Here is a 22,376-nt window from a genome sequence, read left to right on the forward strand (position 1 = left end):
AAAAAGGTAAATGGTTGTGGGCTATTTTACTAATTTTGGTAAAGTTGCTTCTAGCTTGAGACAATTAGCACCATTAACTTGCAACTTATACTCTACCTTATCCATCAGGCGATTCATAATCAGCCACCCATAACCACCTTCTTGCTTTTCTGTGGGATTGGGTGCAAAATAAGTGGACATATCAAAGCCTTCTCCATAGTCCCAAACTTCGATGGATAGTTCACGATCTTTTAGTTCCAGACGCAATAACACTGGCAGATTTGGCTTGTCTTTGTGAGCATGACGTACCACATTGGAGTATGCTTCCACCAACGCCAGCCGCAAACGACCTGATTGCTCTGACCAATCCACAGATTCTCCTAGTTGGATTTTCAAGCATCCCAGCAACCAAGTTTCGACGATGTTTACGAAACTCAAATCACTGGGTACGTGAAGCTCACTTTTCATTACTTACAAAACCTCCAGAGAAAGTATAGTTTGGTCATCTTCTTGGACATGATTATCTGCTTGAATATGAGTTAGTAAATTTTCAAGAGACAGAGGTTCAGGTTGGTTTTGTATGAGTAGCCACAAACCTTCTTGATTTAACATAGAACCATTTATTGTCCCAGAGCTATTATCGGCTTTTACATAGTCTTTTATTTTATCTAATACTCTAACTTCCGTAATGCCGTCACTAGCTAGTAGTAAGGTGTCCCCTGAAGCAAGTGTCAATCTTCCCGACTGTGCCTGCCAGTTCGGTAAAATCCCTAAAGGTACACTGCGGACTTTAAGGTACTCAGGTTGAGTGACTAAATTTGCTGGACGTGACCACAGCAAAGGATATATGTGACCAGCATTAGCATAGACAAGCTCCTTAGTAGCAGGGGTATAAGATGCAATCACAAGAGTAATAAAGTAATTGTTACTGATTAAGTCATCAGCAAGAGCGTAGTTGAGATTTTGCATGACAACATTTGGCTCGGCTGGTGATTCTTGTGATAATTCCCGACGCAACAAGGAAATAGCGCTGGCCATAAATAGAGCCGCTGGAACACCTTTACCGGAAACATCACCTACAGCTATCCACAAGTCACCTTTAGGATGAACAAACACTTCAAAAAAATCTCCTCCCACTTCCCTTGCGGGGTAGCAGCAAGCTTGTACCTTTACACCTTCAAGATGAGGTAAGGTTTGGCGGAGTAGGTTGTTTTGGATTTGACGTGCTACTTGTAATTCAACCCGGATTTGCTGTTGTTTTTCTTGCAAACTTTGGTAGAGTTTGGCCTGGGACAGAGCTAAGGCGGCTTGTTCTGCCACACCTGTAATTAGTTGAATGTCTTCTTCTTGCCAAGGATGCTCATTTCCCCAATGATAAAGAGACAGAATTGCTAGTAAATGCTGTTGGTAGGTAAATGGTACAACTAAATATTGACAGGGGTGTCCATTATGTTTGTCTTGAATTAGTTGATAATGCTGGCTTTGCAGGGCTGCTTCAATTAAATCAATGGGGTCCCTGGGTAGACTGACGGCTGGAGATTTAGGATCTTGATAGGAAAACTGGTTTTGTGTCAGGCGATTATCCTCTACTAGTCTCAGTAGACAACTAGTAGCAGTAAATGTTTGTCCAATAGTGACAACAATATTCTGCAAAATACTGTCATAGTCTAAAGATTCCCTAATTGCGGTTGTGACAGCGTTAAATAAAGATTCGCGTCTGAGGGCATGACGCAGTTCTTTTGTCCGCTTTTTTACCAGACGATATGTATCGCGGGCTTGCTCAACTAATGCCTTTAGCTGTTCAGGTTTCCAAGGTTTAGTGATGTACTTGAATACCTGACCAGAGTTAATTGCATCTACTAAATCTTCGACATCAGTAAAACCAGTCAGCAAAATCCGAATTGTATCGGGAAAGCGTTCCACTGTGCGACTGAACAATTCTGTGCCATTCATCTCTGGCATTCTTTGGTCAGAGATAATCACCGCCATTTCCCCTACTTGGTCTAAGATTGCCAAGGCATCATGGGCATTATCTGCTCTATATACTTTGAAGTCTCGCCAAAACGTGCGGTAGAGTAGGTCTAAGTTGTCTGGCTCGTCATCTACCACCATGAGCTTGAGCTTTTCTACCTCTGGTTCAGTCATATTTGACTATAATTTTCAGTTCGTTTCATGGCAAGATAATACCAAGTTTAGATCACTTAATCATCAACTAACCATCAAAAAACATTCCTTTACATTTATCACAAATTAAACAAGCCAAAAGGCTATTTCAAATCTATAATCTGCCTAAATTCGGAAAATTAGAGTGATCTATTATTCCACTAACCCAGAACGTAAAGCGTGTACCGCTGCCTGGGTGCGATCATCAGCACATAGCTTGTTGAGAATATTGCGAACGTGAGTTTTTACGGTGCCAATAGTGATGTAAAGTCTTTCCGCGATGACTGCGTTGCTACAACCTTCTACTATTAATTGCAACACTTCTAATTCCCTGTCTGTGAGGGAGTTAGATTCAATAGACTGTTGAGGTTCGGTGGATTCTGAAGAATCTACAAAATATTTGGGGTATGAGGATTTAGATGCTGGGTTAGGTAGGTTTTGTTGGGCTTGTTGCAAGACTATGCGAGCGATCGCAGGATCGATCCATGCATTGCCATTATAAGTGACTCGCACAGCTTCTAGTAAATTATCAAATTTGATATCCTTCATGCAGTAAGAGTCTGCTCCAGCAGCAAAAGCTGCCAACACTGCCTCTTTATTATCCCGTAGTGTCAAAATTAACACTTTTGTATCTAAATCTTCATCTTCAATAATAGCTTTTACCTCTCTTGTTAGCTCAATACCATCCTTATCTGGTAAACCGATATCGACAATCGCAATATCGGGATGTAATTTTTTTAACATTTTTAATCCTTCAGCGGCATTGGTTGCTTCTCCTACAACTTCAATTTCATCTTTTTGTAGTAGTGCTGTCCGAATGCCCACACGAGTGAGATCATGATCTTCAATTAGCGCGATCCGAATTTTACTCATAGTCAACTTACAACAGTTACACTCAGTTTTACACTGCTCACGCCTAAAAAGCATGAGACTCTTAACTTACAGTCAGTTTAACTAGTTTGCTTAACTTCTATGTCCGTAGTGTTGCGGGAATTTTCACCATTATGAATACTTGAGGCGTTACGCCATAAAAGCTAAAAAATGCGAATATAGGAGAAATGGTATAAATAAGTGCGCTAGAATTTGTGTAAAAAATTGATGAAAGGACTCAAACAGGTTAAAGGAGTTCGAGAACACCAAGAGTACTGAGGACTTTTCCCGCTTTGGGAATACATCAACTTTTATTTGATTCAGTCATATTCAAACTGGCAATTAATTAACTTAACAACACTAAGGACTATCCTATACGACACACCACAATGGAGAGATTGTAAACGGGCGCTATAGAATAATTGAATTTATTTGACAAAAAATATTAAATATGTATGGCTGTAAAAGCCACATTTACCGTAGGGGTAAAGCGCAGTGCTAAACTCCTACCCCACGGTTGATTTATCGGCAAAAATAGAATTACTTGCAGCTTGAAATAAGGTATTTTGGTGAAGCCATATCATGATTGATTTGTACAGTGCGTAAGTACTATAGACATAGCAGTCAAAATTAAATATGCTTGATCCTCAGGGTAGGAATTCTCGGCTCTAAATTCTTTTCTAAAGATGTTTACTACGTAAGTACTAATCTATTTAAAATACCTAAAAACTTGTGTAATCGACCTTGTTAACTTTTAATGTTTAATTTCGAGAAAGCGATACCAGATTTTGGAACTTCAACGGGTATAAAACCAAAAGTAAGCTGATATGTACAATCTGCCTGGGAAAAAATTTGATAAACTAAGCTTCAATATAATTTGGTGTAGGTCTAATTAAGAATAGACTATGTATAAATCACTCAAGGTATCGTCAGTATTAGGTTTACCAGTTCATGTAATGACAAATTATACAGACTGGTTACTAGAATGCCTACAACAAGGCAAAGGAACTCATGTAGTCACCCTCAATGCAGAAATGACTATACAGGCAGAACGAAATCCATCTCTAACAGAGGTAATTCAAAATGCTGACTTAGTAATTCCAGATGGTGCAGGGGTTGTTCTGTATTTGCAGTGGCTGTTAAGGCAAGAAGTACAACGCTGTCCTGGAATTGAACTAGCAGAAAAACTGTTACAAGAACTTGGTCAAAACCAAACCGCACCTAAGGTATTTTTCTATGGAGGAGCGCCCGGAGTAGCCGCAACAGCAGCAAATTTATTGCAGAGGGAAGTTCCACAACTGAATATAGCAGGTACTTACTCAGGCTATCATTGCTCAGAAGAAGAAGAAATATTACAACAAACCCTGACTGAGTTGCAGCCACAAGTTATATTTGTCGGTTTAGGAGTACCACGTCAAGAGTTATGGATTGCCAAAAATCGGCATTGGTGTCCGCAAGCAATTTGGATAGGAGTTGGTGGTAGTTTCGATATTTGGTCAGGGACAAAAACTCGCGCTCCCCGTTGGTTAGCGAATAACAATTTAGAATGGCTGTATCGTTTGTATCAAGAGCCTTGGCGTTGGCGACGAATGCTGGCGTTACCGGAGTTTGCCCTGAAAGCCTGTATTTATCGTTTGACGGGAAGAAGGAGCGTTAATGGTGTTGAGTGTTGATTAGAGATTAGAGATTAGATATTTAGATATTGGTAATTAGGGAAGAGGTGATTAGTACACAAGGGATAACTTATAACTGATAACTAATAACTTATAACTTATACGCGATGCCAATATTAAAAACTCCAGAAAAGACGGACACATCTGTTCATAACGAGGTAAACGATAGTCAACAGCAGGCTAGTCAAGCCCAGACAATAGTAGAATTACGCTCTGTAACTAAGACTTACAGCACAGGCTATCATGCCCTGTTGGATGTGAGCCTACAAATCAAACAAGGAGAATTCCTGTTTATTACAGGCGCTAGTGGTTCTGGGAAATCGACTTTTTTAAAATTATTGTATGGACAGGAGTTACCTACACTGGGAGAGGTCATTGTGGATGATTTGAATGTAGCAAACTTGCGGGGCGATCGCTTGTCATGTTTGCGCCGTCGCATAGGTATTGTCTTTCAAGATTATAAATTGATTCCCCAGCGCACAGTAGCGGAAAATATCACTTTTGTACTGCAAGCTCAAGGCTATACTCGTAAAGAAATTCAACGACGTTTAGAACCAACTTTAAAATTAGTAGGTTTATTATCTAAAGCTGACCGCTTTCCTGATCAACTTTCTGGGGGAGAACAGCAACGGGTAAGTATTGCGCGAGCAATTATTGCTACTCCTCCATTGATACTGGCAGATGAACCAACAGGGAATCTTGATCCTGATAACTCCTGGCAGGTAATGCAGATTCTGCAAAAGTTAAATACCTTTGGGGCGACAGTAATTGTTACTACCCATGATGAGCAACTAGTAAGGCGGTGTAATCAACCAGTTGTGCAGGTCAAAAATGGACGATTGTATCGAAAATAGTCCAATTCAAAATTCAAACTAATACTGCTCTACCTTCTCAGAACTTGTATTCAACTCTTTAAGTTGAGCAGATATAGGTACAAAAGGTTTGGCACTGCTAGATAATAGAACCTGTAGCCCTTCCAAGTTTTGTAAACTATTCAAAGCTGCCTCACGAATCACTGTTTCCTCTTCTTGACTTAATAGGAGTCGCAAGCATTCGATAACTTCTTGCTTTACTAAAGTATCAACTTGCTTACGAGTGATGAATTTAGTGAGTTGACGCACGGCGATTAAGCGTTTTAAGGGATCTGTTTCTGTTAAATTGTTCAATAATTGATCAAGATCGTCCTCCTCTCGATTTCCTTGAAGGCTGAAGATTTGCCACACTAACAAGATTAAAGTTAACAGCGTCCCCAAACCTTGGACAATAGTACCAATAGCAATCCAATGACTTGGGGAATCAACCCAGATTGCAGCAGTCATGTAAGTAAGGAGTGTAGCAATACCACCGCTAAACACTGCTAACGCTAATCGAATGTTGGTACTGTTTAAAAACCTATATATTTTTAACCAACTTAGTTGCCAATTCCATTTTGGTATTGAGTAAGCCAAGATCATTACTCCAATGCCAACTGCAAGTGCTAACAGCAACTTCCAGTTCCAAAACAGCATGGCAACGAAGATTGTCAGAAACCCAAGAATGCCTCCAGGTTCAGAGAAACGTTTTAACGTGTGCTGTTTTGGGCTTCCTGTCTTGATTTCTGGAAGTCGGTTGATTAATTGCCGCCAAGAAGACGAAGCCTGAGTCACAGATTTTACCTACTTGATTACAAAATTGCCTATTGATACGAGCTTTTGGTTGATGCTGTAATATTCACTAATATCAAAAAACCTTATTGTATACTAGTTTCAGTATAATTTTTTTGAATCATAGAAAAAACCATAATAAAACAGCACTAAATCTTGATCAGTCAATTAATGATTTTACATTTACTTAATCTACTTAATCTAACAATAGTCGGAAGTTATGGTGTTCTCTGTTCGCTGATAATAAACAAGTATGGGGCAAGTATGGGGAGTTGGTACTGAATAAGTAAGAACTCTCGATCTACCTTGGTGCTACTAATGCTCATTAGTTACAAAACAAACAAAGAAGATGTATGTTGCAACAACTGGGATTTGAGCAACGCTCTATCAATACCTCACTAGGTAAGATGGTATACTATACTGCTAGTGGTGTGCCTTGGCAGGATGAAAGTGAAAAAACTGACAGGGAAACTTTGGTATTTCTACATGGCTTTGGTGGTGGGTCTTCTGCTTATGAGTGGTCGAAGGTATATCCGGCTTTTGCGGCTGAATATCGGGTGATTGCACCTGATTTAATCGGTTGGGGTAGATCTAATCATCCGCAACGCAGTTACAAGATTGAGGATTATTTGACGACCATTCGAGAGTTTATTGAACAGACTTGTAAAACTCCAGTCACAGCGATCGCATCTTCTTTGACGGCAGCGTTTATAATTCGAGTTGCCATCGCTCATCCTGATCTATTTAAGTCGTTAATTTTGGTCAGTCCTGCTGGACTTTCGGACTTTGGCCAAGACTACTCCCGCAGCTTTTTTGCCCAATTGGTCAGCGTTCCCCTGGTTGACCGCTTGCTGTATAGTAGTGGAATTGCGACGGAAGCAGGTATTCGCAGCTTTTTAGAGCAGCGGCAATTTGCCGAAAGTAATCGAGTTTATCAAGAAATTGTGGAAGCTTATTTACAATCTGCACAACAACCAAATGCTGAATATGCAGCACTATCTTTTGTGCGTGGAGATTTGTGCTTTGATTTATCTCTTCACATTCAACAGCTAAAAACTCCCACTGCTATTATTTGGGGACAAAAATCACAATTTACAGGACCAGAAATTGGTCGTCGCTTTGCAGAAATGAATCCCCAAGCTATCCAGTATTTTCAACCTTTAGAAAATGTAGGGTTAACACCGCAATTAGAATTACCTGCGGTGACAATTGGATTAATTCGTAAATTTTTAACTTTGCTGAAGGAGTGATTGGAGACTGGGGACTGGGAACAGGGAGCAAGTAAGTACAGAGCGATGAGTAACGAGTAATGAGTAGGAACGAGAGTCAACCACTCGGTACTCGGTACTCACCTATTACCTATTAGCAAAATGCTATTTATCGTTTAACCGGATATCAATGACGGAAGCGTTGAAATTATAGTTAAAACCTTCTAATTCAAAAGGCATTCCGATTTTTACTTTATTTTTACCTAAAACTGGCCCGCTGTCGGTAACTTCAGCTTTTCCTTCTAAGGTCAAAATAAAATCTCTACTAAAATTATTGGATCTGGGGTCTGGTAATTCTTTAACAGAACCATCTGGTTGAGGAACAGTAATTGTTCTGGGTAGCTCTTGAATGGATTTAATTCCGATTTGACCATAGGGTTGATTGCGAATAATTACATTTGTTTTACCGCCTTTGCTAAATCCTTGTTTGAATAACTGTTCAGGGTCACGGACATTTAAACCACGAACTACTAAGTCTACTTCCATAGGTAGTGTTTTTGTACCTAGTTGAGCCACAGAACCGTAAGTTCCAGGAAATATAAAGATGCCAAATATAACTAGCAAAATTACCAGTGCAGCACCTAAATCGAGTAAATTGATTTTGCCGAATAAGCGACCTTTGGAATCTAAAATAGGCATAACAAGTTTTGTCAGTGATTGTAAGAGCAAGGTTTGACAAGAAAGTAGCAATTTTATCTAATTGGTAATAAGTTAAAGCGGCTTGGTCTTGCGGTCATGGGACAGTCTATCATGTACTGGGATAGTTCCAAGCAATGGCAGCCGAAAGCCAACTAACTTGGAATTAAGAATTTCTGATTTTTAATCATAGCTCAGACTTTGAGGGTTTTCCGCGTGGTAATCTTGGAGTTGATATAGTTGTTGAGATTAAGGGTATTAAGTTGAGAATGCAACTTCAGTAGCTATAAATACGTCCCCTATTTTAAGTTCTCATACAACGCTATTTTCTGAAGATTATGATTAACTGGAATGGATTTTTGAGAAATTACCGATTATGGCAGCGACGCTGGTTGTATCCGTTGATTTCGCTAAGTGTTGCTCTAAGTCTGTGCTTGAGTACACCTCTACCCAGTAAAGCTTTCGATTTTTTACCGCTGTTATTGCAAGGTGTACAGGTATTTCAGTTGTCTAATATGTCTGCTCGTCAGGAAGTTGAGCTTGGTAAGCAGATGAATGATGAGTTGCGCCAAGAAGTTAGAATTTCTCGTAATCAACAGCTTAATAGTTACGTAGAGCAAATTGGCAGACGTTTAGCTGCTAATAGCGCTCGCCCAAATATCCCTTATACTTTCCAAGTAGTTGAGGATAAAGCTGTTAACGCTTTTGCCACTACGGGTGGTTTTGTTTATATTAATACAGGGTTGCTAGAAGCTGCGGACAATGAAGCAGAACTAGCCAGTGTCATTGGTCACGAAATGGGTCACATTGAGGGTCAACACTTAATTAAGCAGATGCGGCAAAGAGCGATCGCTAGTGGTGTAGCTACAGCAACTGGCTTAAGTCGCAGTCAAGCAGTAGGTATAGGTGTTGATTTAGCTCTCAATCGTCCACGTAGTCGTCAAGATGAATATGATGCTGATAGCAGAGGACTAGCAACTTTAACACGGGCTGGTTATTCTCAGTTAGCAATGGTTTCGTTTATGCAAAAGCTACAGGGAAGGAGTTCTGTTCCCACATTTTTGAGTACACACCCTGGAGCAAGCGATCGCGTGAAGGCTCTTCAACGTCAAATCAATAGTCAACCTAGTAAAGGCAATTATGGCTTGGATAGTACGACTTATAAAGCTAATATCCGAGCCTTTTTACCCTAAAAATACTGCTTTCGCTCGTCAAAAACCCCCCTTATTGTCATTTCTCTAAACCTGAACTTTCATCTCAGGCTCGTTGCTTGTAACGGTGACTAACTTTTACTTTCTTTGGCTCAACTATAGTTACTGCTTTTTCCAAAGGCAGAGTCCGAACGCAGTGGTTAAAAACATTGGCTTGATAAACCAGTTTATTGGTAATATCCAGTCCGGTTAACCAACCACTGCGAGGATGATAAGCACCAGTATCAATGTCTAGCCAGCCTTGTCCTTGTGCTAATTGACCGGGAGTCACCCCTGGTAGACTAAAGGTGATAGTATGACCAACGATAATTAATTTATCGTGAAAGTACGGCTGTTCAAGGCTGTGGAATTCATCACGTATCCAGCAAAGCTCATCTGCGGTTTGTTCGGATACAGATTTGCTGGGATCTACACCTGCATGAGTTAACCAAACATCTCCCAAGTCAAGATAGATTGGTAAACTCTGAAACCAATCAATATGCTCTTGGGGAATTTGGGCGGCTTGATAACTAGTAATAGTTGCTTGTCCGCCACTATACAGCCATGCGTGCATTGTTTGATTAGATCTATATTTATTACCAAGCACGCTCAGTAACATCTGTTCATGATTACCTAGCAGACAAGAATAGTTATTTTGTTTCACAAAATCTACTACCTGTGCGCTTTGCGGTCCGCGATCTATTAAGTCTCCCAAAAAATACACTTGATCTGTTGATGTGGGAGCAATTGCCTTAAACAGAGTCATTAAGCCTTGATAGTAACCATGCACATCCCCAATAATAATTCTTCGTGGACTATTTTCGCTCATCGGCTCTTGCCTTGAATAAATTTACTGGATAGTTTTACTACAGTCTTATTGGTCTGATTTTGCCTGAATTAGGTCACTAAATACCTGATTAATTACATAACTTTCTATTTAACAAATATATTTAGTGACTCAGTAAAATTCTATCAGATATAACATGGCTATTGTAAATCCCAGACCAGTATAGCTTAGAATATAGACGATATTTATCTATCTCAGTGGGAGCCGCACAATGTCTGATCAGTTCTCTCCAGAAATTAGCGATCGCATCTGTAAACACATGAACGAGGATCATGCCAATGCTGTTGTCATCTACGCTCAGGCTTTTGGAAGTGTAAAAAATGCCACTACCGCCCAGATGCTCTCAATAGATGCCGAGGGTATGAATTTAACAGCCGAGGTGAACGGAGAAACAGTACCAGTTCGCATCCAGTTTGATCATGTTTTAACAGATGCTGAAGATGCTCATCAAACCTTGATTGCAATGGTGAAGCAAGCGCGGGTTAAGTAGTACCGAGTATTGAATATTGAGTATTGAGTACCGAGTACTGAGTACCGAGTACCGAGTATTGAGTATTAGCCCATATTTAAAACTAGGGGATAAAAAGAAGGGCGTTGCTGATTAAGAGTATAATTTTGTTTTGCCTACGGCACGCTGTGCGAACACGCAGAGGAGCCAGTGCGTTGCGCGGGTTTCCAAGGCACTCCGTTGGGCGGGCAATGCCCGACTTGTTCGCGTAGCGTCTCCGATAGGAGAAGGAAGTGCCGCCGCGTTGTAGCAACTGGCGTAGCGCAGAGTCACAGAGAGTAAGAGTTTGAAATCATTGATTTTTCAATTTCATACTTCAGTTCAGCAATTCCAAAAGAAGAAGAGAGTAGGAACATCTGCAAATAATTTTCTGGCTTTTTTGGATCTTGGACAACTACATTGTTAAGTGATATTACAAAGCTTGGAAAAATATTTAGAAAATGACCATCAGCCAAACATGGCTCTAAGGTAGAACCTATAGGATAAAATTGAGGCAATAAGATGAATAAGAATAATATTCAAAACTATCGGTTTGTCTGCACCTTGACATTTGGTGATATCTACGGTCAAATTATTGTTTGGTTAATCACAATTACTATCAGTTTGGCATCGGCGTTGGCGCTCATGGGTGCAAGAAGACCAGTATATGCTCTAGCTACAGTCGGATTAGTAGTTTTTCTGACACTGCCTTTCTTGCTGTTTGCCTTTGTGACAACATTGTTAAATCATATTGAATTAACTGCTATAGAACCAGGGACAAAGACTGAACCTATACCTGGTAACGTTTCTCAGCAACAACCTGTACAAGCAACCAGCTGAGAAATGAATAAATTTGGTAATGGAATAAACAGATAACTTAAGATAACATCCCTGTCTAGAGGCAGGGTATTTTTTTTGCACTGTGAGTTAAATTTATGTTAGAACATGATGTCATTATTGTTGGTGGCGGTTTGGCGGGATGTCGGGCTGCGGTAGAAATTGCCCGGACTGACCCTAGTTTAAATGTAGCAGTAGTTGCCAAAACCCATCCGATTCGTTCTCACTCTGTTGCTGCTCAAGGTGGTATGGCGGCATCTTTGAAAAATGTTGACCCAGAAGATAGTTGGGAAGCACACGCTTTTGATACTGTCAAGGGTTCTGATTATTTGGCAGATCAGGATGCTGTAGCTATTCTCACCCAAGAAGCGCCCAATGTGGTCATTGATTTAGAACACATGGGAGTTTTGTTCTCGCGTCTCCCTGATGGTAGGATTGCTCAACGAGCTTTTGGTGGACATTCTCACAACCGCACTTGTTACGCTGCTGATAAAACTGGTCATGCGATTCTGCACGAATTGGTGAATAATTTACGGCGTTATGGTGTGCAGATTTACGAAGAGTGGTATGTAATGCGCCTGATTTTAGAAGATGGTCAGGCTAAAGGTTTGGTGATGTTTCACCTGTTGGATGGGCAAATTGAGGTGGTGCGGGCTAAAGCGGTGATGTTTGCGACGGGGGGATATGGTCGCGTTTATAACACTACTTCTAATGATTATGCTTCGACCGGTGATGGTTTGGCAATGACTGCGATCGCTGGTTTGCCTTTAGAAGATATGGAATTTGTGCAGTTTCATCCCACCGGTTTATATCCTGTAGGAGTGCTGATTTCCGAGGCTGTGCGCGGGGAAGGGGCGTATTTGATTAATGCTGAGGGCGATCGCTTTATGGCCAATTATGCCCCTAGTAGAATGGAATTGGCTCCTCGTGATATTACCTCAAGAGCGATCGCTTACGAAATTCGCGCTGGAAGAGGTGTAAATTCTGACGGTAGCCCAGGAGGTAAATTTGTTTACCTGGATTTACGCCATCTGGGTAAAGAAAAAATCATGAGTCGCGTTCCCTTCTGTTGGGAAGAAGCACACCGTTTAGTAGGTGTTGATGCTGTCACTCAACCGATGCCAGTCCGTCCCACAATTCATTATTGCATGGGTGGTATACCAGTTAACACCGATGGACAAGTCCGCAGCAGTGGAGACGGCTTAGTTGAAGGCTTCTATGCCGCTGGAGAAACCTCTTGTGTTTCCGTTCATGGTGCAAATCGTCTCGGTAGTAATTCCCTCTTAGAATGTGTAGTTTATGGTAAGAGGGCAGGGGCAAGTATCGCCAGATATGTGCAGAACCGCAAATTACCAAATGTAAATGAGCAACATTATATTACCGCAGCAAAACAACAAATTCAATCTTTAATAGAACAACCTGGAAAATATCGCATTAACCAAATTCGCCAAGAATTTCAAGACACAATGACGCAATATTGTGGAGTGTTCAGAACAGAAGAATTAATGCAAGAAGGTTTGGAGAAACTTGAAAAATTACAACAACAATATCCAGAGATTTATTTAGATGATAAAGGCAGTTGTTGGAACACGGAATTAGTAGAAGCTTTAGAATTGCAGAGTTTAATGGTAGTAGGACAGACAATATTAGCATCAGCCTTAAATCGTCAAGAAAGTCGCGGCGCACATTTTCGAGAAGATTTCCCAAATAGGAATGATGGTGATTTTTTGAAACACACAATGGCTTATTATTCACCTGTGGGAATTGATATTCAATATCGTCCGGTAACGATTAATATGTTTGAGCCAAAGGAGAGAAAGTATTAGAATTTGAATAAATGATTAATTGTGAAGGATGAAATATTTTATCCTTCATATTTTTTTGCAAGCAAGTAGCAAGTCATTTTAGTAGTTCAAATATTTAGTGCTAATTTTCCATTATATAATTCTATCTATATGTTCTTATTTAAAAATGTACGTAATGCTTAGTTAAAGTCATTTGATCTAGTATTAAATTTGGAAATTTTCTGTATATAATATTTAGTAAAGAATCTGTAAATTCTGAAACTAAGACATTTTCTTCGACTATTTCCATCCAAATATCAGGGTAATACCTGCAAAGCATACCTAAACAAAATAATATTACAAAATGAGATATTATTTCTTGAAAATCCATCTCTTCTGAGGGTAGCTTATAAAATATTTTCCCATGAATATCATCAATCATAGGTGGTAAATACTCGAATTCAAAATTAGGCAAATGATCAGATTCAAATTCTCCTATTTCAAACTCATATTCTTTTTCGAGATTAAAAGCTATATTAAATTCATTCTTTTGATAGATATATTATGATTAGATTTGTTTTGATAAATTAAATTTAACATTTCTTGTTGTGTGGTTTCAATATTGTTTATAAAAAATAAAAGTTCAGCTATTGACTTACTAACCCTTTTATTTTCTTTTTCCTTCATGAAATCTGTTGAATGTAAATGTAAACTGCCCTCACATAAATTTGGTTTTATTTTTAATTGAGTTAGCATATGATAAAGTTCAGGTATATTCTTTATTATAGATAATAAATTGAAGCGTGTTTTATCATCAATTGGCACTTCATCAATTGGCATTTCATTAATTGTTAATCCACCATTGTTTTTTTGGAGTGGTCGTAATGATGAACAAGTCAATGGGTATGTTGACTGTAAAGGTACTATTCTTTCACGAAAAGTCTTGTAAGTATTGAGTCGAATTGCAGCAGGAACTAAACTTTCATAAAAAAGAGGGAAATTTCCCCAAGCAATTCCCCCTTGATTGCTATTAAAATAGCATTTACACTCTAATAATCTAAAAAAACTTTCCACACTTAAAGTACTTAAAGTATTGATATTTTGACTCTTAAAAGACTTACTTAGTTCTAATCCATGATGATTGTGCTTGTCTTTATTACGAAGTGCATCAAACGAATAATCACCATCTTTTTTAAGTAGAATTAACGCTTGAGATAGACTAACAGCACCGTAGTATAGTAAGATAGGACGAGTAGCTAAACTAACTTGTGATGCTGCTTCAAAATATTGTTCAGCTTGACGAATACAATAACCTATTTGTTTAGCTTGCTTGTTTATATTAGATTTGCGCTGTTTATATTCATTATCAGAAATTTTTTGAATACGACAATGTTGAGTACGACTAAACTCAACATCTTGAAAATATTTCAGAAATTTCCAAACTTCTTTAATAGGATTTTCTGAAGTGATATCTTTATAAGAATTAATCATAGACATGGGATTAATATATTAAATATTGTATTTCCAATCATACCAATTTTGTGTAAATTGTCATCAGTAGTTTGTGTCAAACCTTCTTTAGAAAATTTATTGGGTGCAGCCTCATCAAGAAATACCATAAATATACCATGTTTAATATGTATAACTTGGCGCGTCTAAAAAGCTATTCCTTTTAGCCACAACATCCAAATATTGCCACAAGTAAAAATTGGCATTCCTAGAGAAGATATTATCCTGGGTTTACATCCCCCTTATAAACGTCCGTATACAGATTATGGAGTTGCTTAGAAAATGTTATAAAAAAGATTGATAATGTATCAAAAATCCTCCTCTTCCTCTCCGCGCCTCCGCGTCTCTGCGTGCAAAAAAACCAACTTCCATAACCACACAAATAGCCTTAAAGTAAAAATAAACATCTACCATTAATAGACTATGCTTACCCAAGAAAAAAAACAAATCGACTGGAAACCCATCATCAAAAAATTTATTGCGGTTCTGGGAGAAAAAGGAGTAGTAAAACGCCGGGAAGAACTTCTCACTTATGAATGCGACGGCTTAACCAGCTATCGCCAAACACCCCCAGTTGCGGTTTTACCCCGCACCACAGAACAAGTAGCCGAAGTTGTCAAAATTTGCAATCAACACTCCGTCCCCTTCATTGCTAGAGGTTCAGGAACAGGTTTATCAGGTGGCGCTTTACCATCAGAAGATTCGGTTTTAATTGTCACATCTTTAATGAGACAAATCATCAAAATTGATTTAGAAAATCAGTTGGCTGTGGTTCAACCTGGGGTAATTAATAGCTGGGTGACACAAGCTGTTAGCGGTGCTGGATTTTATTATGCACCAGACCCTTCTAGTCAAATTATCTGCTCAATTGGTGGTAATATTGCTGAAAATTCCGGTGGAGTACATTGTTTAAAATATGGTGTGACGACTAATCATGTTTTGGGTTTAAAACTTGTACTTCCTGACGGTTCTATTGTTGATGTCGGGGGACAAATTCCCGAAATGCCAGGTTATGATTTAACAGGTGTATTTGTCGGTTCAGAAGGAACTTTAGGAATTGCGACAGAAATCACTTTACGAATTCTCAAAAGTGCAGAATCAATTTGTGTGCTTTTGGCAGATTTTACCAGTGTAGAAGCTGCGGCTGCGAGTGTTTCTGATATTATCAGTGCTGGCATTATTCCCGGTGGTATGGAAATGATGGATAATGTTAGTATTAATGCTGTTGAAGATGTGGTTGCTACTAATTGTTATCCTCGTGATGCAACGGCAATTTTATTAGTAGAAATTGATGGTTTAGAAGTGGAAGTTGCAGCAAATAAACAGAGAGTAGCAGAAATTTGTTTAAAAAATGGGGCGCGGAATATTACTTCTGCATCTGACCCAGAAACGCGGTTAAAATTATGGAAAGGGAGGAAAGCTGCTTTTGCTGCTGCGGGACATATCAGCCCTGATTATTATGTCCAAGATGGGGTAATTCCTCGGACTCAATTACCTTATGTATTGAATGAAATTGAGGCTATCAGCCAAAAATATGGTTATCAAATTGCGAATGTGTTTCATGCTGGGGATGGAAATCTACATCCTTTGATTTTATTTGATAATTCTATCCCCGGAGAGTTGGAAAAAGTGGAAGAAGCGGGGGGAGAAATTCTCAAGCTGTGTGTAAAAGTCGGTGGTAGCATTTCTGGTGAACATGGTATTGGTGCAGACAAAAAATGTTATATGCCCGATATGTTTAGTGATGCTGATTTAGAAACTATGCAATGGGTGCGACAGGTTTTTAATCCGCAAGGTTTAGCAAACCCTGGGAAAATTTTCCCCACACCTCGCACTTGTGGAGAAGCAGCAAAGGCTTCAATTCAGCAATTTTCAGGAGTGGAGAGATTTTAATTACGAAAGTATCAGCCAATACAGTTTATTGGAGAAACCAAAATCAATATTTACGTAGGTTGGTTAAGTGAAAGCGCAACCCAACCTACATTTTTTTATTATTTTATCAACAAATCTTGATATCATTACATAATCCTGATAAATATAATTTGATTTTGTAGTTATATATAGAGGATAAAACTAAGTTTAGTTTCCCAATGAATAGGGTGTTACGCCGTTGTTTTTTATTATTCCTATGTTTAGGATTTGTATTCAGTTTAACAGTATTGCCAATTTCTTCAACTCTGGTTTCTTCTCAAAAAACAAGTCTTGTCACTACAGAAATTCGTGGTGTTTGGCTGACTAATGTTGCTAGTGGTGTACTTTTTGTTCCTTGGGGTATTAACCGCGCTATCAATCAATTAGCTGCACTGAATTTTAATACAATTTATCCGGTAGTCTGGAATAGAGGTTACACTTTTTATAAAAGTGATGTTGCTAAAAGTATAACGGGTGAAGATGTTCAACCTTTTCTTAATTTCGTGCATGGGGGAAATGACGTTTTAGCTAAGTTAGTAAGGTTGGCTAAAAAGCAAAATTTGAGTGTGATTCCTTGGTTTGAATATGGGTTAATGACTCCACCTAATTCTAAATTAGCAGAGTTAAAACCAGAATGGTTGACAATTGGACAACAAGGTATAAATTCTGTTGATGAAAACCTACCGGAAGAGATTAATGATGGTGTGTTTAATCGACAAGCTTGGCTAAATCCTCTTCACCCACAAGTACAGAAATTTCTTAAAAGTTTAATTTTGGAAGTTGTTAACAATTATGATGTAGATGGAATTCAAGTTGATGATCATTTTGGAATGCCTGTACAATTTGGTTATGATACCTTTACTATTCAACTTTATCAAAAAGAACATTTAGGTAAAATTCCACCTAGCAATCCTTTTGATCCAGAATGGATGCGTTGGAGAGCGGATAAAATTACTGATTTTATGTTCCAAATTAATAAAGAGGTAAAAGCAATTAAGCCTCAGGCTAAAATATCTCTTTCTCCTAATTCACAGTATTTTGCCTATAAATACTATTTACAAGATTGGGAAAGTTGGGTAAATCAAGGTTTAGTAGATGAATTGATTTTGCAGGTATATCGAGACGATAAAAATTCTTTTATTGCAGAAATTGAAAAACCTACGGTACAATTAGCTTTGACGAAGATTCCTGTGAGTATTGGCATATTAACGGGAACTTTAATCAATCCTGTGGAGATTAATCGTATTAAAGAAAAAGTACAAATTGTGCGTGAACACAATTTCTTTGGCTTCTCTTTTTTCTATTGGGAAAGTTTGTGGGGTTACATTTCTCCCGAATCACCTCAAAAGCGGAGAAATGCTTTTTTAGAAATGTTTTATAACAAAGCTGTCAAACCTTTAAAACTAAAAAAATTGTGATGCATTTAGCGTTTGAAAAATCTAAATATAGTATTTTGAGTTTTACATCTTTGTGGATTTTTGCCACTTTGGGTGGTTTTTTCTTAAGTTTGCTTTGGATTGAAATTGGTGAAAAGTCGGATATTGGTTTACTAGAAGCAGGTGTAGGTGGATTAGCGATCGCACTCCCCCAATCTTATATACTTAGGCATAGGATCTTTCCCCTGGGCTGGGTATTATCCACCATTTTCAGTTGGGTGCTAATTGCGGCTATTGGTGTAGGTGCGGTAGGTTGGTGTGTACCCTCAAGTGAATTTTTCCCTCTGAGAATTTTCTTAGGGATTATTTCCGGAAGTATAGGCGGTTTAGTCATTGGTCTGGCACAATGGTGGATAGCAATGCCTCAATCAGTTCCGTGGGTATGGTGTTGGATGTTTGTAAGTTCAGCAAGTTGGGCTGTTGCTGTTTCCACTGGTTCAGCTGTTGGGCTATTTCTGCACCGTCTCACACAGCTATTTTTAGGTGAAGTTGTCGGTTTAGCTATTACCTGGTTAATTGTGGGAATCTTGACAGGAATTAGCGCTTATAAATTGCTTAAATACAGCAGAATTCAGGAGTCAGGAGTCAGGAGTCAGGAGTAAAACTGGCGAATGTGTCTAGGTTTCAATTTAGATTCTGTACCCCATTTATCTGCAATCTGCTGTAACTTTTAACTGCTCATGAGGAGACATTCCCACGAAAACGTCTTGACGATAATGTAAAGAATTGTTAAGATTATGAGATTTACCTAAGTCTGTAACTCAGTATATGCGATAATAATAAAGGATAACTAAAAATACTTTCAGTATCGTTCCCCGAAAATACAAATGTATTTTTGCCTGCAAACATCAGGAATGCTTGAGTTTACGCCTATTCACTGGGTGGGCTTAATTAAATATAATATCTCTTTGCAAACCTCTCCCCGACTACAAAGGGAGAGGATTTTAGTCTCCCCTTCTCTATTAGGGACGGGGTTGGGGGTGAGTTTAGTATTTGTGTTTAATTACACCATTTTATGTAGCTTACGGCAATTTTGGATTATTAAGTAGAGAAAGATATAAATCTATGAACAACATCTGAACAACACTTAGCTTTAGGCGCTAAGGGAAATTTGTTATCACCATTAATATGATGTAAGAGAGAGCGCCTAGATAGAGTCAGCAGTCCAAAATAGAGGCTCTCCCATGAAAATCAATCGAGTTGAATCGATCTCAAATTTGACAAACTCAGCACCACCGCAGATTTTTTTCGGCACAGAAGCAGATAAAAAAAGTAGTAGTGAGCAATTTCTACTCAGTATGTACGATTCTGTGCAGACATCTATATTTATTGTCGATGTTCTGGAAGACGGGGATTTTCGCTATCTAGCACTTAATCCTACCCATGAACGGTGGCTTGGTATTCGCTCTGAAGAACTCCGGGGTAAAAAACCAGAGGATATTCTCTCTCCCGTTGATGCTGCTAGTGTACGTCAGCGTTATGCTGATTGTGTGCGTTTTGGGAAAACGATTTCCTATGAACAATGTTTACAATTTCAGGGAATATTCACTTGGTGGAGTACAACTTTAACGCCATTGCGAGATGCTGACTCTAGAATTTATAGACTGATTGGCACTAGTAGCAATATTACTCCCTCAAAGCTGGCAGAACAAGCTGGAAAAATAGAAGGGGAAAGGGAACGCTTATTAGCATCAACAACGCTGAGAATTCGCCAATGTCAAGACTTAGAAACGATTCTCCAGCAGACAGTTAAAGAAATTCGGCATTTATTAGAAAGCGATCGCATTTTAATTTACCGCTTTGAGCCGGATAATGGGGGGATAATCTTGGCCGAATCCACAATTACCGCTGGTGATTTCCTCCTCGGACGAAAAATCAAAGATCCCTGTTTTGATGCCAAACATCGAGAACGTTACAGACGTGGTTGTATTCACGTAGTGGAAGATATTTATGCCACAGGTTTGCATCCTTGTCAACGAGATTTTTTGGCTTCCATGCAGGTGCAAGCTAATCTAGTTGTACCGATTTTATTAAAACAGAATTTGTGGGGACTTTTGATTGCTCAACATTGCCGAGAAAAACGACAATGGCAACAAGCAGAAATCGATTTATTCAAACAAATAGCTATTCAACTGGGTATTGCTGCCCAGCAAGCAGAACTACAAAAACAAGTACAATATCTGCAAGAACAACTAGAATTACAAAAACAACAGCATACATCCCAGTTAAATAAAGCACAGAACTTTCAAGCATTGGTGCGAAGGATTACTGAACAAATCCGTGATAGTGTGGATGCTCAGGAAGTTCTCCAAACCGCAGTTCAAGAATTAGCAAAATTATTGCAACTGGAACGATGTCAAATCGAACTTTATAATCCTTCCCAAACTTCAGCCACCGTCACCTGTGAGTATAGTAATAGTTCACCTCATTGTCAGGGATTAATTAGAGAAATTGCCGACTTTCCCGAAGTATATCAGCCACTTTGGCAAAAACAAACTTTGCAATCTGTGGAAATTCTGCCCGGAAACTATCTACAAGTACAGGTTGTCTCCCAACTAGCTTGTCCAATTTTTGATTCTCAGGGGATTTTGGGCAATATTTGGTTAATTAAACCAACAGAGGAGATATTTGAGCCATTGGAGATATCCTTAGTACAGGAGATAGCTAATGAATGTGCGATCGCAATTCGCCAATCTCAACTACAGGAAAAAACCAAAGCACAGGTAAAAGAACTAGAAAAACGGGAACGTCACAAAAACGAATTCCTAAAAACTCTTTCCCAAGAACTTCGTACACCCGTAACTAGTATTAGTCTTGCTGCTCAAACTCTAGAAGGTCTGTTAACCCCAAGTGGTATTCTCGATCTAGAATTAGTACCGCAACTTTTACAAATTTTACATCATGAATGCGGGAGAGAAAGCAAGTTAATTAACGATTTGCTCACCCTCACCTATCTCAAAATTGAACCCGAACCCCCGACATTAATTGCCATTGACTTACAAACCTGGCTAACTCCCATTGTCGAATCTTTTCGCGATGTTGCCAATTGTCAAAAACAAAACTTAAACTTAGATATTGCCGCAAAACTTCCGTCTTTAGAAACCGATATCACCGATTTTGAGCGAATTATCACCCAACTGCTTAACCAAGCTTGTAAATGCACTCCCGCAGGTGAATCAATTACCGTTTCTGCTGAATTGAGCGCAAACACAGTAGAGTTAAAGGTGAGCCATTCCGGTGCAGAGATTCCCAGTCATGAACTAGCAAAAGTTTTCCAGCCATTTTATCGCTTTACCAACAATGCTCCCTGGAAATCCAGCAATTCTGGACTAGAACTGGCTTTGGTGAAAGCAATGGTTAAACGTTTAAACGGTTCAATTCACGTCGAAAGTGCCGATAATCAAATTACTTTCACCATTAAATTCCCGCTTTAGCCAGTTTTTTAACTGCAACACTAGCGCCAGCATCAAAAGTCTGATATCATGAGTCCTAGTGTGGGTGAGTAGCTCAACGGTAGAGCAGTTGACTCTTAATCAATTGGTTGCGGGTTCGATTCCCTCCTCACCCACTAGCTTTCAGGTTTTCTAAATACTGGCTTTGACTAATTCTTGCCTAATTTACAGGAATACCCCCTCATAAATCCTGGATTTACAAGCAAAACACCATCTAGATTTTGACTAAATTTCATAAAAATCCTCTACAGGGAGAGTATTTGTACTCTTCCTTCTGTCGTTTGTGCGATCGCATTTTCGCTGCTACTCAAGTACTACTAGTGTAATATAGCTATATATCTACAAGCTATATGACTTTATGCCAAAATCTACATTGACTGAAGTATTTGGAGCGGGTGCAACACAAACCGCAACTTCCTGGACAATTCAAAAAGCAGATTTCCCCACACTAGAAGCTGCTATTTCAAATTCTGGCTCCTCCCTTTTAGCTGCACTGCTATTAAGGCTTAAAACGGTATTAACCCAAGCCGCGTACGACGCGGACATAGAAAAATCCATCTATTTACAAAGCAGTGATTTTCCCTCTATTCTTCCCAGGGGAGAGCAAAATACACCCTATCGTATTGACCAGATAACCATTAATCTGAGTAAGCCTGATACAGTGACAGAACTCGACCCGGACAATTACTAA

At 39.0% G+C, this 22,376-nt stretch carries 20 protein-coding genes, 1 tRNA gene and 1 pseudogene; 14 read left to right on the plus strand and 8 right to left on the minus strand.

Annotation, left to right across the window (positions count from 1 at the left end; genetic code table 11):
• Positions 1 to 21: 21 nt before the first annotated feature.
• The 3 genes from H6G59_RS24915 to H6G59_RS24925 form a co-directional block, all read right to left on the minus strand.
• Positions 22 to 447 (minus strand): ATP-binding protein, encoded by a 426-nt coding sequence (locus H6G59_RS24915; protein WP_190720059.1) that lies wholly within the window; start codon positions 445 to 447, stop codon positions 22 to 24.
• A gap of 3 nt (positions 448 to 450) precedes the next feature.
• Positions 451 to 2,124 (minus strand): SpoIIE family protein phosphatase, encoded by a 1,674-nt coding sequence (locus H6G59_RS24920; RefSeq protein WP_190720062.1) that lies wholly within the window; start codon positions 2,122 to 2,124, stop codon positions 451 to 453.
• A gap of 171 nt (positions 2,125 to 2,295) precedes the next feature.
• Entirely contained in the window at positions 2,296 to 3,015 is a 720-nt protein-coding gene (locus H6G59_RS24925) for a response regulator (protein ID WP_190720065.1), read from the minus strand.
• 902 nt (positions 3,016 to 3,917) lie between these two features.
• Here H6G59_RS24925 and H6G59_RS24930 point away from each other — a divergent pair.
• Positions 3,918 to 4,685: a WecB/TagA/CpsF family glycosyltransferase gene (locus tag H6G59_RS24930; protein WP_127051715.1), complete on the plus strand. Its 768-nt coding sequence runs from the start codon at positions 3,918 to 3,920 to the stop codon at positions 4,683 to 4,685.
• 107 nt (positions 4,686 to 4,792) lie between these two features.
• Entirely contained in the window at positions 4,793 to 5,539 is a 747-nt protein-coding gene (gene ftsE, locus H6G59_RS24935; protein ID WP_190720068.1) for a cell division ATP-binding protein FtsE, read from the plus strand.
• Positions 5,540 to 5,557: 18 nt separating this feature from the next.
• Here ftsE and H6G59_RS24940 read toward each other — a convergent pair whose 3' ends face one another.
• A complete protein-coding gene (locus H6G59_RS24940) occupies positions 5,558 to 6,331 on the minus strand; it encodes an armadillo-type fold-containing protein (RefSeq protein ID WP_190720070.1) in 774 nt (257 codons plus the stop codon).
• A 350-nt stretch (positions 6,332 to 6,681) separates the two neighbouring features.
• Between H6G59_RS24940 and H6G59_RS24945 the strand changes: the two genes are divergently transcribed.
• Entirely contained in the window at positions 6,682 to 7,578 is an 897-nt protein-coding gene (locus H6G59_RS24945; RefSeq protein WP_190720073.1) for an alpha/beta fold hydrolase, read from the plus strand.
• Between the two features lie 123 nt (positions 7,579 to 7,701).
• On the opposite strand, the gene H6G59_RS24950 is transcribed toward H6G59_RS24945, so the two are convergent.
• Positions 7,702 to 8,235 (minus strand): DUF4330 domain-containing protein, encoded by a 534-nt coding sequence (locus H6G59_RS24950; RefSeq protein WP_190720076.1) that lies wholly within the window; start codon positions 8,233 to 8,235, stop codon positions 7,702 to 7,704.
• 335 nt (positions 8,236 to 8,570) lie between these two features.
• On the opposite strand from H6G59_RS24950, the gene H6G59_RS24955 reads away from it, so the two are divergent.
• On the plus strand, positions 8,571 to 9,425 hold the full coding sequence (locus tag H6G59_RS24955; protein WP_190720079.1) for a M48 family metallopeptidase: 855 nt from the start codon (positions 8,571 to 8,573) through the stop codon (positions 9,423 to 9,425).
• 64 nt (positions 9,426 to 9,489) lie between these two features.
• On the opposite strand, the gene H6G59_RS24960 is transcribed toward H6G59_RS24955, so the two are convergent.
• Entirely contained in the window at positions 9,490 to 10,251 is a 762-nt protein-coding gene (locus tag H6G59_RS24960) for a metallophosphoesterase family protein (RefSeq protein ID WP_190720082.1), read from the minus strand.
• A 229-nt stretch (positions 10,252 to 10,480) separates the two neighbouring features.
• Between H6G59_RS24960 and H6G59_RS24965 the strand changes: the two genes are divergently transcribed.
• The 3 genes from H6G59_RS24965 (at position 10,481) to H6G59_RS24975 (ending at position 13,419) form a co-directional block, all read left to right on the plus strand.
• A complete protein-coding gene (locus H6G59_RS24965; protein WP_190720086.1) occupies positions 10,481 to 10,759 on the plus strand; it encodes a DUF2470 domain-containing protein in 279 nt (92 codons plus the stop codon).
• A 519-nt stretch (positions 10,760 to 11,278) separates the two neighbouring features.
• The gene (locus H6G59_RS24970) at positions 11,279 to 11,596 is read left to right on the plus strand and encodes a hypothetical protein (protein WP_190720089.1); all 318 of its coding nucleotides are present in this window, start codon (positions 11,279 to 11,281) and stop codon (positions 11,594 to 11,596) included.
• 95 nt (positions 11,597 to 11,691) lie between these two features.
• A complete protein-coding gene (locus H6G59_RS24975) occupies positions 11,692 to 13,419 on the plus strand; it encodes a succinate dehydrogenase/fumarate reductase flavoprotein subunit (protein ID WP_190720092.1) in 1,728 nt (575 codons plus the stop codon).
• A 139-nt stretch (positions 13,420 to 13,558) separates the two neighbouring features.
• Here the strand turns inward: H6G59_RS24975 and H6G59_RS24980 are convergent, their stop codons facing one another.
• Both H6G59_RS24980 and H6G59_RS24985 read right to left on the minus strand, forming a co-directional pair.
• Entirely contained in the window at positions 13,559 to 13,936 is a 378-nt protein-coding gene (locus H6G59_RS24980; protein WP_422603099.1) for a YaaC family protein, read from the minus strand.
• Positions 13,909 to 14,868 (minus strand): YaaC family protein, encoded by a 960-nt coding sequence (locus H6G59_RS24985; protein ID WP_190720098.1) that lies wholly within the window; start codon positions 14,866 to 14,868, stop codon positions 13,909 to 13,911. Before H6G59_RS24985 ends, H6G59_RS24980 begins: the two co-directional genes overlap by 28 nt.
• 210 nt (positions 14,869 to 15,078) lie before the next feature.
• Here H6G59_RS24985 and H6G59_RS24990 point away from each other — a divergent pair.
• The 7 genes and pseudogenes from H6G59_RS24990 to H6G59_RS25020 all read left to right on the plus strand — a co-directional run.
• Positions 15,079 to 15,165: pseudogene (locus H6G59_RS24990) on the plus strand (element excision factor XisI family protein); the annotation flags it as partial.
• A gap of 144 nt (positions 15,166 to 15,309) precedes the next feature.
• The gene (glcD, locus tag H6G59_RS24995) at positions 15,310 to 16,779 is read left to right on the plus strand and encodes a glycolate oxidase subunit GlcD (protein WP_190720101.1); all 1,470 of its coding nucleotides are present in this window, start codon (positions 15,310 to 15,312) and stop codon (positions 16,777 to 16,779) included.
• A 197-nt stretch (positions 16,780 to 16,976) separates the two neighbouring features.
• Positions 16,977 to 18,215 carry a glycoside hydrolase family 10-like protein gene (locus tag H6G59_RS25000; RefSeq protein WP_190720103.1) on the plus strand — a complete coding sequence of 413 codons (1,239 nt, stop codon included), beginning with the start codon at positions 16,977 to 16,979 and terminating at the stop codon, positions 18,213 to 18,215.
• Complete coding sequence (locus H6G59_RS25005; RefSeq protein ID WP_190720106.1) at positions 18,215 to 18,835, plus strand: hypothetical protein; 621 nt, start codon at positions 18,215 to 18,217, stop codon at positions 18,833 to 18,835. Before H6G59_RS25000 ends, H6G59_RS25005 begins: the two co-directional genes overlap by 1 nt.
• Positions 18,836 to 19,417: 582 nt before the next feature.
• Complete coding sequence (locus H6G59_RS25010; RefSeq protein ID WP_190720120.1) at positions 19,418 to 21,667, plus strand: sensor histidine kinase; 2,250 nt, start codon at positions 19,418 to 19,420, stop codon at positions 21,665 to 21,667.
• A gap of 62 nt (positions 21,668 to 21,729) precedes the next feature.
• Positions 21,730 to 21,801, plus strand: a tRNA-Lys gene (locus tag H6G59_RS25015).
• Between the two features lie 242 nt (positions 21,802 to 22,043).
• A complete protein-coding gene (locus H6G59_RS25020) occupies positions 22,044 to 22,376 on the plus strand; it encodes a hypothetical protein (protein ID WP_190720123.1) in 333 nt (110 codons plus the stop codon).

Source organism: Anabaena lutea FACHB-196, from assembly GCF_014698305.1.
Taxonomy (GTDB): Bacteria; Cyanobacteriota; Cyanobacteriia; order Cyanobacteriales; family Nostocaceae; genus Anabaena; species Anabaena lutea.